13 protein-coding genes are annotated in these 11,837 nt (G+C 53.7%); 1 reads left to right on the plus strand and 12 read right to left on the minus strand.

Annotated features, from left to right (window positions below; all coding sequences use genetic code 11):
- From INT22_RS21230 to trmJ, 9 genes are all read right to left on the minus strand, one after another.
- On the minus strand, window positions 1–609 hold a 609-nt coding region (locus tag INT22_RS21230), incomplete at its 3' end, for a helix-turn-helix domain-containing protein (protein ID WP_226912806.1).
- 39 nt (window positions 610–648) lie between these two features.
- Window positions 649–1,383, minus strand: coding sequence for a type IV pilus biogenesis/stability protein PilW (gene pilW, locus INT22_RS15790; RefSeq protein ID WP_089039141.1), 735 nt, complete (start codon window positions 1,381–1,383; stop codon window positions 649–651).
- Between the two features lie 188 nt (window positions 1,384–1,571).
- Window positions 1,572–2,756: a 23S rRNA (adenine(2503)-C(2))-methyltransferase RlmN gene (rlmN, locus tag INT22_RS15795; protein ID WP_089039140.1), complete on the minus strand. Its 1,185-nt coding sequence runs from the start codon at window positions 2,754–2,756 to the stop codon at window positions 1,572–1,574.
- 85 nt (window positions 2,757–2,841) lie between these two features.
- Entirely contained in the window at window positions 2,842–3,267 is a 426-nt protein-coding gene (gene ndk, locus INT22_RS15800; RefSeq protein WP_038481458.1) for a nucleoside-diphosphate kinase, read from the minus strand.
- A 165-nt stretch (window positions 3,268–3,432) separates the two neighbouring features.
- Entirely contained in the window at window positions 3,433–3,759 is a 327-nt protein-coding gene (locus INT22_RS15805) for a HesB/IscA family protein (RefSeq protein WP_193068533.1), read from the minus strand.
- A gap of 56 nt (window positions 3,760–3,815) precedes the next feature.
- Window positions 3,816–4,982 carry an aminotransferase class V-fold PLP-dependent enzyme gene (locus INT22_RS15810; RefSeq protein WP_193068534.1) on the minus strand — a complete coding sequence of 389 codons (1,167 nt, stop codon included), beginning with the start codon at window positions 4,980–4,982 and terminating at the stop codon, window positions 3,816–3,818.
- A 31-nt stretch (window positions 4,983–5,013) separates the two neighbouring features.
- On the minus strand, window positions 5,014–5,481 hold the full coding sequence (iscR, locus tag INT22_RS15815) for a Fe-S cluster assembly transcriptional regulator IscR (RefSeq protein ID WP_038481467.1): 468 nt from the start codon (window positions 5,479–5,481) through the stop codon (window positions 5,014–5,016).
- 76 nt (window positions 5,482–5,557) lie between these two features.
- Complete coding sequence (gene cysE, locus INT22_RS15820; protein ID WP_193068535.1) at window positions 5,558–6,511, minus strand: serine O-acetyltransferase; 954 nt, start codon at window positions 6,509–6,511, stop codon at window positions 5,558–5,560.
- 148 nt (window positions 6,512–6,659) lie between these two features.
- Window positions 6,660–7,406, minus strand: a complete 747-nt coding sequence (trmJ, locus tag INT22_RS15825) for a tRNA (cytosine(32)/uridine(32)-2'-O)-methyltransferase TrmJ (protein WP_193068536.1) — start codon at window positions 7,404–7,406, stop codon at window positions 6,660–6,662.
- A gap of 142 nt (window positions 7,407–7,548) precedes the next feature.
- Here trmJ and INT22_RS15830 point away from each other — a divergent pair, with 142 nt between their 5' ends.
- Window positions 7,549–8,343, plus strand: a complete 795-nt coding sequence (locus INT22_RS15830) for an inositol monophosphatase family protein (protein WP_089039136.1) — start codon at window positions 7,549–7,551, stop codon at window positions 8,341–8,343.
- A gap of 119 nt (window positions 8,344–8,462) precedes the next feature.
- Here the strand turns inward: INT22_RS15830 and secF are convergent, their stop codons facing one another.
- From secF to yajC, 3 genes are all read right to left on the minus strand, one after another.
- Window positions 8,463–9,389: a protein translocase subunit SecF gene (secF, locus tag INT22_RS15835; RefSeq protein WP_038481479.1), complete on the minus strand. Its 927-nt coding sequence runs from the start codon at window positions 9,387–9,389 to the stop codon at window positions 8,463–8,465.
- Window positions 9,390–9,467: 78 nt separating this feature from the next.
- Window positions 9,468–11,321: a protein translocase subunit SecD gene (gene secD / locus INT22_RS15840; RefSeq protein ID WP_089039135.1), complete on the minus strand. Its 1,854-nt coding sequence runs from the start codon at window positions 11,319–11,321 to the stop codon at window positions 9,468–9,470.
- 135 nt (window positions 11,322–11,456) lie between these two features.
- Window positions 11,457–11,783 carry a preprotein translocase subunit YajC gene (yajC, locus tag INT22_RS15845; RefSeq protein WP_009722127.1) on the minus strand — a complete coding sequence of 109 codons (327 nt, stop codon included), beginning with the start codon at window positions 11,781–11,783 and terminating at the stop codon, window positions 11,457–11,459.
- Window positions 11,784–11,837 lie beyond the last annotated feature (54 nt).

Genomic DNA, 11,837 nt, shown 5'->3' on the forward strand with positions numbered 1-11,837 from the left:
CGTTGCGGCGTTAGCCGCTCCCTCATCGACTCCCTCAGCTGTGCCGGTTTGTTGTGCTGTTGCGTTGCTAGGCAACTGAGGGGTAGCTGCCAGCGTTTGTTCAGTCGGTGTTGCATTGTCGGCTGGCGTATCGCTGGAGCCGCCTTCTTCTAGTGAAGGATTGCTCCCCATGCTGGGGGGTTCGCTGCCGCCACGGCTTTGCCACCACATGACCGTGACGGCAATCAAGGCAACAATCACTAGCAGGGTGACTAGCTTAAATAACCATGCACCAATACGCGATGGTGGCCGGGTGACTGAGACTGGAGCCACCCGACGATCTGTCTCTGTACTCCCATGGTTAGCTTGGTAGGCCTCAAGTACTAGACGATCATCCATGCCCAGGTATTTTGCATAAGCACGTAAATAGCCCCGGCGATAAGCGGCAACAGGGATTTCTTCGTAGTTATCTTGTTCTAAACCGTCGACAACCGCAGGGCGTAAATTAAGCGCCCGTGCGGCATCGGTAAGCGGTACGCCGAGTGCTTCGCGTTGGCGTGAGAGAAGCTCGCCGGGTGTGGCAATGGGGCTAGAGGTCGTAACATTATCGTATGATTGTGTATCGCTCATAGCTGAGCATCCTTCAATAATTAGGTGGTCAGGGCACCGTTAGTCAATATTCAATAAGCGCTGGTAGTTCGCAGCCGCAGCGTGATCACCACGGGCGTGGGCGATATCGATCGCCATTTCCAACGCGACTGGATCTTGCCCGGCCAGCTGCAAATAGCGCTGCAGCGGCTCCCAGGCTTGACCATAATTGCCCTGTGAAGCTTCAAGTTCGGCTAATAATAAATATCCACGCGGGCTACGTGGATCAATGCTCACTGCGCGCAATAAGCGTTTGCGCGCTTCATCAATGTTATCGGCTGCCAAATAGCACTGCCCTAGATTAGTAAATAGCTGGGCGCGATTGGCATATTGGGCATCGTGAGATGCTATTTCTAACTGTTCGCAAGCGGCGTTGAACTGCCCCTGCTGATATAAAAACGCCGCGTAATTATTACGCGCACGTGTCAAAGAAGGTGCGGTGTTAATCGCTTGCTGAAAATAGCGATTTGCAAGCTCATTTTCACTCTGCTGTTGATAGACCAGCGCAAGCGCCTGAAGTGCCTCGGCATTGCGTGGATTAATTTCAAGCGCACGATCAAGCGCGCTGAGCGCACGGGTTAGGTTGTCGCGTTCTAGGTAAGCAACGCCTAGTTGGGTGTAAGCGTCTGCAGCGTCATCGTCAGCCTGAGAAGACGTGCTACCTGACGTGGCACAGCCAGCTAACAACATGCTGCTTACTAGCACGCACAGCATGTGAACCCGGGATGGGTAACGTCGCCAGCGGTGACCGATCATGTACACCCTCTTGTAGTCGCTATCTGCTAATAACAATCTTCTAATAACTATCTTCTAATAACTCTCTTCTAATAACCATCTTGCAGTGATCATCAGATGCATCGTCATTTGATAGAGCTGCACTTGTGGCGGTTTGAAAACGTGTCCATCAAAGCGCCGCACTCGACGGAAGTCAAGATAACGGCGGTTTAGTCCGCATCAAGCTGTACAGACTGAATATAGCGCGCACTTCGCTTAGTGCGGTCTTTCACCTTTCCTACCAGTTGGCCACAAGCAGCGTCGATATCATCGCCCCGCGTGATGCGTACGGTGGCGTTATAACCCAGGTCGTATAGCCATTGCTGAAAGCGCATCACTTGGTTACGTGAGGGCTTTTCGTAGCCTGAATTAGGAAATGGGTTGAAAGGTATCAGGTTGATTTTGCAGGGCAGCTCTTTTAGCAGTGCCGCCAGTTGTTCAGCATGTTCCTGCTGATCATTCACATCTCTAATGAGCGTATATTCGATGGTAACCTGACGGTTATCCGGGCATTTGGATAGATAACGGTGGCAGGCATCCAGCAGCGCGCGAATATTATATTTACGGTTAATCGGTACCAGCTCGTTGCGTAGCTCATCAGTAGAAGCGTGCAACGAAATGGCTAAGCTTACATCGATCTCATCGCCAAGCTTATCTATCATCGGCACAACGCCGGATGTGGAAAGCGTGACGCGGCGTTTGGAAAGCCCATAGCCATTGTCGTCGAGCATCAGCTTCATTGCTGGCACGACGTTATCAAAGTTGAGCAGCGGCTCGCCCATGCCCATCATGACTACGTTAGTCACCGGACGATTAGCGGTATCGCGGCGCGGGCCTACGCTACGCTGGGCGACCCAAACCTGGCCGATAATTTCGGCAGCGGTCAGATTACGCTGGAAGCCTTGTTTGCCCGTTGAGCAAAAACTGCAGTCTAACGAGCAGCCTACCTGGGAAGAGACGCATAGCGTTCGGCGTTTGCCATTCTCCGCAGGAATCAGCACCGTTTCCACGTAGCTGCCATCTTCTACTTCCAGGACCCACTTGCGTGTGCCGTCGCTGGAGGTACCTTCATAGACAACCCCAGGGCCACGAATCTCAGCCAGCCGAGCCAGTTTTTCTCGCAGCGGTTTGGATAGATTCGTCATGGCAGCAAAATCATCGCTACCTTCCTGGTGAATCCACTTCATTAGCTGGGCAGCGCGAAACTTCTTTTCGCCAATCGACAAAAAGAAGTCCTCCATCTGCTCGCGAGACATGCCCAGCAGGTTCTGGCGCTCTGGCGCGTTAGTGGCGGCAGGTTCGCTTTCGGTCGAGGAGAGAGAGGTAGGCGTATGTTGAGCTACGGTAGTGGTCATGGCGGTCAGCGTTCAGAGAAAAGGCGGGGGCATAGCCCCCGCGAAAATGGCCGGCAACGGATGTTGAATCGGCGGCACGCTTGGTTTAGCGCGGGCAAATTTCGTCGTTACCGAAGAAGTAGCTAATTTCGCGCTCAGCGCTTTCCGGAGAATCAGAACCATGGACAGCGTTTGCGTCGATTGTTTCCGCAAAGTCAGCGCGGATAGTGCCGGGGGCCGCTTCTTTCGGGTTAGTAGCACCCATCAGGTCGCGGTTTTTAGCGATAGCGCCTTCGCCTTCCAGTACCTGAACAACAACCGGGCCAGAGGTCATGAAGCCAACCAGGTCTTTAAAGAAAGGACGCTCTTTGTGTTCGGCGTAGAAACCGCCTGCTTTTTCTTCAGAAAGATGAACCATCTTCGCAGCAACAACTTTCAAGCCTGCTTTTTCAAAGCGAGAAATGATGTCGCCAATCGCATTTTTAGCAACGGCATCAGGCTTGATAATAGAAAGAGTACGTTCAATTGCCATGGTGGAATCTCCTTAAGAGGCATAAAGCAGAAGTGCCGCCCCGGAAAGCCGAGGCGGCGCAGGAAAAAAGAGTCGGCAGGGCTGCTGTGCATTACCGATTGCCGAGTGGCCGCGATTATAGCGCCTCAAGGGGGTGATGAATACCGGTGATGCAGCGCTAAACGTTTAGACCGTGAAGCTTTCGCCACAGCCACACTCATCTTTTACGTTGGGATTGTTGAAGCGGAAAAAGCGATTCAGCCCTTCGCTGACATAGTCCACTTCACTGCCGTTGAGTATTTCTAGCGCGTCTGGCGCGATATACACGCTGGCGCCGTGCTCTTCAAAGCGAATTTCGTCATCGCTTACGTCATCGGCAAAGTCGAGTACGTAACTATAGCCTGAGCAGCCGCTAGGTTTTACAGAAACGCGCAGCCCAAACCCCTGGCCACGCTCGTCGAGAACGTGACGGATTTGCTGAGCAGCAGCGGGGGTAATATTGAGAGTTGCCATCGGGCGTCCTCCTTCAAGAAGTCGGTAGGTTGATTGCCAAATGTGGCATCAGCCGTTTAACGCGTTGAGCGTAGTCCGCTCAACGCGTGGCGCAGTAGTGTCAGCGCATGATCAATGTCGGCGTCAGTGGTGAAACGCCCAAAACTAAAACGTAGCGATGAGAGTGCAAGGGCGCGCGGTGTGCCGATTCCCAATAAAACGTAGGAAGGGTCAACGCTAGCAGAGTTGCAGGCAGACCCGGTTGACACAGCAACATCGCGCAGCGCCATCAATAGAGATTCACCGTCTACCCCTTTAAATGCCAGGTTTAAAATATTGGGAACGGCATTTTCCGGCGGAGAGTTGGCGAAGACACCATCAACATCTTCTAGCCCTTTTAGGAAGCGTGCGTGTAGCTGGGCGATATGAGCTTGATCTTCCTGGTGATGGTGTTGCATTAGCGCAAACGCTTCACCCATGCCGGCAATTTGATGGGTCGGAAGTGTGCCAGAGCGCATGCCTCGCTCGTGGCCGCCACCATGGATAAGTGCTTCTATGCGTATATCTGGATGGCGTTTGACGTAAAGCGCACCAACGCCTTTGGGGCCATAAACTTTATGTCCAGACAGCGACATTAGATCAATTTGTTGCGCCACCACATCTAACGGAATACGTCCTACAGCTTGGGCCGCATCAGTATGAAAAACAGCCCCGAACTCATGGGCAACCTCTGCCAGCGCGGCAATATCATTAATGCTACCCAATTCGTTATTGACCGCCATTAATGACACGAGTGCCGTGTCGTCTCGCATGGCAGCGCGCAGCTGTTCTGGCGTGGTACGCCCGTCTCGCCCAGGCGTGAGCCACGTCACTTCAAAACCTTCGCTTTCCAGGGCGTTGGCAGTATCCACTATCGCTTTATGCTCAATGGTGGACGTTACCAGGTGCATGCCGCGCTCACGATTGGCGCGCATGTAGCCGATCAGCGCTAGATTGTTGGCCTCAGTGGCGCCGCTGGTCCAAACCACTTCACGTGGGTCTGCGTTAATGGTATCGGCGACTTGACGGCGAGCCTGCTCTACCACCTGTTCCGCCTGCCAGCCCAGCATGTGACTGCGCGAGGCAGGGTTGGCGAACAGCTGATCAACAGTTAAATAGCGCTGCATGACGTCGGCCACACGGGTATCGACCGGCGTGGTCGCGGCATAGTCCAAATAAATCGGCAGCGAAGGGGTGGAGGTCATCGTCATAGAGTCCAACGTGCAGTGAAAGCCGTTAAGGGGATGAGGCGAGAATGCCAGCTTCTACGCGCTGCTTTTGCCGAGAGGCAATGCGTATAACATCGGGGCGCTGCATCAGTTGTGCAAGGCTGGTGTCATCAAGGAAGTTACGAATCTGCCCTGATAGATCACACCACAGGTGATGGGTTAGGCAGGTGTCGCCTTGTTGGCAGTCTGAAAGCCCTTGGCAGCGTGTTGCATCCACGGTCTCATTAACAGCATCAATCACTTGGGAAACGCTGATGTCTTCGGCTGGTTTAGCCAGCAAATAGCCGCCACCAGGGCCACGCACGCTGCTAACTAGACCCGCTCGGCGCAGGCGTGCAAATAGTTGCTCAAGATAAGAGAGCGAAATTTCCTGACGCTGAGAAATATCCCCCAAGCTGGTCGGGCCTTGGGGGGTATTTATCGCCAAATCGAGCATGGCGGTAACGGCGTAACGGCCTTTAGTGGTCAAGCGCATGACAGGCACCTCGACGCTGAACCTCAGCGCACTTACGGCAAATGTAACGCCATTATGGAAATCCTGAGTGCTTTGGTCAACTATTGCGCGATGTCGTTGAGTCAGAGGTTGAATCAGCCGCTGCATCAGATGGCGAGTTAGGCGTTGAATCAGGAGCACTTTGCTGTGTCCTGGCGGCTGCTGTCTCGGTCGCCTCGGCGTCGGCTTTTGGCTCGGAACTGTGTTTGCCAACCCCTGGGCAGCCCGTATCGTTTTCATCAAGAATGTCGGCGAAATCTTCATCGCGCAGAGCCGGGAGTTGGCCGTCGCGATAGTTGGCATCCAATTGACGCAGTGTCGAGCACATACGCTCAATGCGTTCATCCACGGCGTGCATGTGATCAAGCATCGCCTGCATCGAACGTGCCACAGGGTCGGGCATATCCTGGCTTACACCGTAAGCATCGAAGCCAAATTTTTGGCAAATTGCCTCGCGGCGAGCCGGGTCGACATCTAACGCTTCCTCGACATCGGGGTCGGCGCGTTTAACGATTTTGCCAGGAATGCCCACCACCGTAGCGCCGGATGGCACTTCTTTGGTGACCACGGCATTAGAGCCAATTTTAGCTCCCGCGCCTACGGTGAACGGGCCAAGGATCTTAGCGCCAGCGCCAACAATGACGCCATCTTCTAACGTAGGGTGACGCTTACCCTTATTCCAACTGGTGCCGCCTAAGGTAACACCTTGATAAAGGGTCACGTTATCGCCGACTAGCGCTGTTTCACCAATCACCACGCCCATGCCGTGATCAATAAAGAAACGGCGGCCAATAGTGGCGCCTGGGTGAATCTCAATGCCGGTCAGCCAGCGGGAAAACGTCGATAGCGTTCGCGCCAACCATTTAAAATTTTTCTTCCATAGCCAGTGGCTGCAGCGGTGAAGCAGCAGGGCGTGCAGGCCGGGATAGTTGGTCAGCACCTCAAGAGAGTTACGTGCCGCTGGGTCGCGGTCGAATACGCTATTAATGTCTTCACGCAAGCGTTGAAACATGGGTGATCCTTGGGCGTTAAAGGGCGGCAATCATAAGTTCTTGGAATATGGCTAGTGCCTAGTGCAATGCAGCGCTCAAAAAAACGATGTTGGGGCGCACCGATACGACTTCAAGTTTCGGTTGCCCAAGCCGCAGCGGTGGCCAGCGCTATGGACGATGTTTGTCTGTCGCTTTTTCGGTTGCCGAAAGAATGCCACGCAGAATATTCATCTCCATTTTTTCAGGACGAGCACGTAGGTACAGGCGACGCAATCTCGCCATCAGTTGGCGCGGCTGTGCGGGGTCATGAAATTCAATGGCAATCAGCGTGCGCTCCAAGTGCTCAAAGTAGCGCTCTAGTTCGGCATGGGTGGCCAGCGCATCATCCGGCTCTTCAGCGGTGCTGGCGCTATCCTGTTGAGTTAGCCATGCCATACGGCACTCATAGGCAATCACCTGAACGGCGGCAGCCAGGTTTAGCGAGCTGAAATCTGCATTGGTGGGAATATGCACGTGGGCATGACAACGCTGCAGCTCGGCATTGGTTAAGCCGCTGTCCTCGCGGCCAAACACCAGCGCGACACGTGCACTGTCGGGCTGGCATTCGCTGGGCAGGCGCTCGGCCAGCTCGCGTGGGGAAATCATTGGCCAGGGCAGCGTGCGCGAACGGGCGCTAGCGCCCACCGCAAGCGTGCAGTCAGCAACGGCGTCTTCAAGAGAGGCGTGGACTTTTGCCTGATGCAGCAGGTGGTCGGCTCCCGAAGCGCGGGAAATGCTGTCTTGGGTAATCACCTCACAGCGCGGCGCCACCAGGGCTAAATCGGCTAAGCCCATGTTGTGCATGGCGCGGGCGACGCCGCCAATATTACCAGGATGGCTAGTGCCAATAAGAACAATACGGATGCGCTCAAGCATAATGGGCTCGGTAATCAAGTACGGAAAACGCGCAGTTTAGCATGAGTCGATAGCATGCCCGAGGGGGCTCTGTTAGAATTGCCCGCCAAAGCAGTCCTGCCACTGCCTCCGTTCTTTAACATCACTGTGACAAGGCCCGATCATGAATCCTATGGTCCAATTTACGCTGCGCGCTGCGCGTGGCGCTGTTGAACACTTTTTACGTGTTCGTGAACGCATTGAAAATGCTCACGATGAATTTAACCTCGACCGCTTGCTAGAAGACACCGCTCGCAAAGCAGAGGCCACCATTGTTCAGCAGCTGCAGCGTGGGTATCCCCTGCACGGCTTCAGTGGCCGCTATACGCCCCATAAAGCGGGTGAAGGCGAAGGCGCTGATATCGTCTGGAAAATTGAACCAATGCACGGCTATTCCAATTTAGCGGTGGCAGGTAAGGGCTTTGCTCTCTCAGTGGTGTGTCTCGTTAAAGATCGCCCCGAACACGCGGTAATTATCTGTCCGTTTTCTGACGATGAGTATATCGCCAGCCGCGGCCGCGGTGCTCAGCATAACGATAAGCGCATGCGTGTAAGCAAACCTACCGCGATTAGCGGTACGCGGATAGCGATGAGCCTGCCAGAAACCTGGTTGCGCCCCAGCCATTTGCCAGCTTACCTGACCATTACTCAGCAGTTAGCCCCCCAAGTAGACGCCATGTTGGCATCTGGTAGCGGCCTGCTGGATATTTGTGAGCTGGCCTGTGGGCGTGTGGACAGCGTCTTTGTTCTGGGACTTGAAGAGCAAGATATGCAGGTGGGAACGCTATTGCTGAAAGAAGCCGGTGCATTGATGGGTACGCCTGACGGCAAGCCGACAGTGGCCGCTGAAGGTCAGCTGATGGCCGCTGGCCCGCGTTTGTACAAAGCCTTGATTAAACAATTGGCACCGCATTTTTAAGTTCGTAAAAATGGTAAGTGGTAAAAGCGATTGATACAGTCTGCTCGATGACCACGCATTAAAAAGGCTCTGTCGATTTTATCGGCAGAGCCTTTTTGTTGCGGATTGCTTTTGCTGGTTTACGGCAGCTCTTCTTCCTCTTCGTCCGTCTCTTTCTTGGTGGGGATAAGGTCTTCCCGTGAAAGCTTGAGCGGAATCAGTAACGCACCTGAGATATAAATTGATGAGAACGTACCCACCACGATGCCAATTAACAGCGCAATAGCGAAGTTCTCGATCATGTCGCCGCCTAATAGCAGCAGCGCCAGCAACACCAGTACCGTAGTACCAGAGGTGGCGAGCGTGCGGGACAGGGTGGCATTGATCGCTTCGTTGAAGATTTGCGGCATATCATCAATACGCGATGTTCGAATGGTCTCGCGGATACGGTCATAGACAACAATCGTATCGTTTAGCGAGTAACCGATAACGGCCAAAATCGCTGCCAGTACTGTTAGATCGAACTCAAGCTTGAACAGCGCGAAGACGCCAACAACAATGATGACATCGTGCAGCAAGGCTAGCAGGGCACCAAGAGCAAACTTATATTGAAAGCGGAAGGCAACGTAAAGCATCACCACGCCCAATGCCACTAGAAGGCCTAAGCCGCTTTGGTCGCGAAGTTGGTCGCCTACCTGTGCACCGACAAATTCGGCCCGCACAAGATTAACGCTATCGCCATTGGCACGTAGCAGGCTGACAACATCGTTACCGACATCCGCATCGAACGCTTGCTGAATGCGGATAAGTATTTCTGTTGATGCGCCAAACGTTTGCACCGACACGTCTTGGAAACCACTGTCTTCGAGCAATTGGCGAATCGCGTCTAAGGACGGGACTGCGCCGTAGCGCACTTCCACCAGGGTGCCGCCGGTGAAGTCCAGTCCGAGATTTAGCTGCTGAAAAATAATCGCGCCAATCGAGATGATTAGCATCAAGGCAGAGACGATAAACGCAAGGTTGCGCCGCCCCATAAAGTCGATTCGCAGTTGTGATAGGGGTTTCATTACCACCTCTTAAATTCTGGGCTAAGCACGTGGTTCAGATCCATGCTTTTCAAATCTATGCCATTTAGATCCATGTGTTTAAATCCACAGCTTTTTGACGGGCTTGCTGCCATAGGTCAGGTTGACCATGGCGCGCGTTACCAGTAGTGCTGTGAACATGGATGTCAAAATGCCAATGGAGAGCGTAACGGCAAACCCTTTCACTGGGCCGGTACCGATCGAGAACAGAATCACCGCTACCAGCAGCGTGGTGATGTTGGCATCCACGATAGAAGTGAAAGCGCGCTCGTAGCCCGCATGGATTGCTTGCTGAATCGACATGCCGTTGCGCAATTCTTCGCGTATACGCTCGAATATCAGCACGTTGGCATCAACTGCCATGCCTAGCGTCAGCACAATCCCGGCAATGCCTGGTAGTGTTAACGTAGCGCCCAGCATCGACATAACCGCGACGAGCAGCGTTAGGTTTAGCGCTAGGGCGATGTTGGCAAATACCCCAAACACTTTGTAGCGCACCAGCATAAACAGCACGACCAGTAACAAGCCGATTTGTACTGATAGCAGGCCACGTTCAATGTTTTCGGCACCCAGGCTTGGTCCAATGGTGCGTTCCTGGACAAAGTAGATAGGGGCGGCCAGTGAACCAGAGCGGAGCAGAAGAGCAAGCTCAGCAGCTTCAGTCGGTGAGTCTAAGCCGGTAATGCGGAAGCTGTTACCTAGTGCACTTTGGATGGTAGCAAGGCTGATCAAGCCGCGTTCGACGTAGGGCTCGCGAATAATCGTTTCTTCGCCCGTTTCGGGGTCGATTTCTACGCGATCTTCGCTTTTATGTTCAATGAACAATACCGCCATATTGCGACCGATGTTGGTTCGCGTGGCGCGGTTCATTAATGTACCGCCGGTGCCGTCCAAGTTAATGTTGACCTGCGGACGACCATTTTCATCAAAGCTATTGCTGGCACTGGATACGCTATCACCGGTAATAATGACATCGCGCATCAGCTCTGCCGAGCGTGCAGGGTCGTTACGGAATTCTAGACGTTCGGTTTCCGTGTCAGGCGTATCGTTGCGAGCTTCCAGGCGAAACTCTAGGTTTGCCGTTGCACCCACAATACGCTTTGCAGCCACGGTATCTTGAACGCCGGGCAGCTCAACCACGATTTGGCTAGGCCCTTGGCGTTGAACCATCGGCTCAGCGACACCCAACTCGTTAACGCGGTTGCGTAGCGTGGTTAAGTTTTGATTGATCGCATAGTCCTGAATCTCGTTAACCGTTTGGTCGCTGAGCGTCATGACTAGGTTGGAAGCACGACCATCGCCTTCATTGCTGTATTCAAAATTAGGGAAGTCGCGGCTGATCAAGCGCCGGGCAGTATCGCGGTCTTCTGCACTGCCAAAGGCGATTGAAAGTGAACGCTCGTCGATGGTGGTGTTGCGATAGCGAATGCGCTCCCCACGTAGCAGTTCACGCATGGCGCTGGCATTCACTTCCAAGCGCTGGGTAAGGGCGGCATCCATATCTACTTCGAGTAAGAAGTGCACGCCTCCACGTAAATCGAGGCCCAGTGTCATGGGGGATGCGGAAAAGGCTTGCAGCCAACCAGGGGTGGCGTCAGCGAGGTTGAGTGCGACAGTCGCGTCACTACCCAATACATCTGCGGCAATATCGCGGGCGTCTAGCTGATCATCATCACTCTGAAGGCGAATCAGCCATTGGCCATTCGTTTCTTCAATGGCTTTAATGCCGATATCGCTATCAATGAGCGCTTCTTCAACGCGGGATATTTGCCGTTCATCCAGCGAGTCGCCCTGGGCATCGCTAACCTGGATGGCGGGATCTGCGGGGAATAAATTGGGAAGCGAATAGATAAGGCCAACCACCAGGACGACCAGTATCAGCAGATACTTCCACAGGGGGTAACGGTTGAGCATGCAAGCCCTGCCTTCAATTACAAACGGAATTGCTGTGCACGGACAGACCGCGCACAGCAAAGTTCACCATCGTGGCTACCATGTCACCCCTGCCGGGGTGGCTGGCACTGGATCGGCAGGGGGGAGATGCAGGCGTTAGATGGACTTAATAGTGCCTTTAGGAAGTACGGCAGCAACGGCATTTTTCTGCACGTTAACTTCGGTGCCTTCAGAAACTTCCAGCGTTAGGAACTCATCATTAACTTTGGTAACACGACCAACAAGACCGCCACCGATGACGACTTCATCGCCTTTGGCCAAGCCAGTAACCAGCTGTTTGTGCTGCTTAGCGCGCTTTGCCTGGGGGCGCCACAGCAGGAAGTAAAAAATCAGCACAAAACCAACCAGCATGACAATTTGCGCGATGCCACCGCCGGCAGCGGCTTCTTGGGCATGGGCTGGTGAGATGAAGAAATCCAGCATTGCAGAGAACTCCTGGGTTAGAAAACTCAATGGGTGAACCGATTAAACCACCCG

The sequence above is a fragment of the Halomonas sp. 3D7M genome, assembly GCF_014897885.1.
In the GTDB taxonomy this organism is placed as follows: domain Bacteria; phylum Pseudomonadota; class Gammaproteobacteria; order Pseudomonadales; family Halomonadaceae; genus Vreelandella.

Coding starts and splice junctions, on each gene's coding strand:
- pilW (WP_089039141.1), bottom strand. CDS start 1,383: ATGATCGGTCACCGCTGGCGACGTTACCCATCCCGGGTTCACATGCTG.
- rlmN (WP_089039140.1), bottom strand. CDS start 2,756: ATGACCACTACCGTAGCTCAACATACGCCTACCTCTCTCTCCTCGACC.
- ndk (WP_038481458.1), bottom strand. CDS start 3,267: ATGGCAATTGAACGTACTCTTTCTATTATCAAGCCTGATGCCGTTGCT.
- INT22_RS15805 (WP_193068533.1), bottom strand. CDS start 3,759: ATGGCAACTCTCAATATTACCCCCGCTGCTGCTCAGCAAATCCGTCAC.
- INT22_RS15810 (WP_193068534.1), bottom strand. CDS start 4,982: ATGACCTCCACCCCTTCGCTGCCGATTTATTTGGACTATGCCGCGACC.
- iscR (WP_038481467.1), bottom strand. CDS start 5,481: ATGCGCTTGACCACTAAAGGCCGTTACGCCGTTACCGCCATGCTCGAT.
- cysE (WP_193068535.1), bottom strand. CDS start 6,511: ATGTTTCAACGCTTGCGTGAAGACATTAATAGCGTATTCGACCGCGAC.
- trmJ (WP_193068536.1), bottom strand. CDS start 7,406: ATGCTTGAGCGCATCCGTATTGTTCTTATTGGCACTAGCCATCCTGGT.
- INT22_RS15830 (WP_089039136.1), top strand. CDS start 7,549: ATGAATCCTATGGTCCAATTTACGCTGCGCGCTGCGCGTGGCGCTGTT.
- secF (WP_038481479.1), bottom strand. CDS start 9,389: ATGAAACCCCTATCACAACTGCGAATCGACTTTATGGGGCGGCGCAAC.
- secD (WP_089039135.1), bottom strand. CDS start 11,321: ATGCTCAACCGTTACCCCCTGTGGAAGTATCTGCTGATACTGGTCGTC.
- yajC (WP_009722127.1), bottom strand. CDS start 11,783: ATGCTGGATTTCTTCATCTCACCAGCCCATGCCCAAGAAGCCGCTGCC.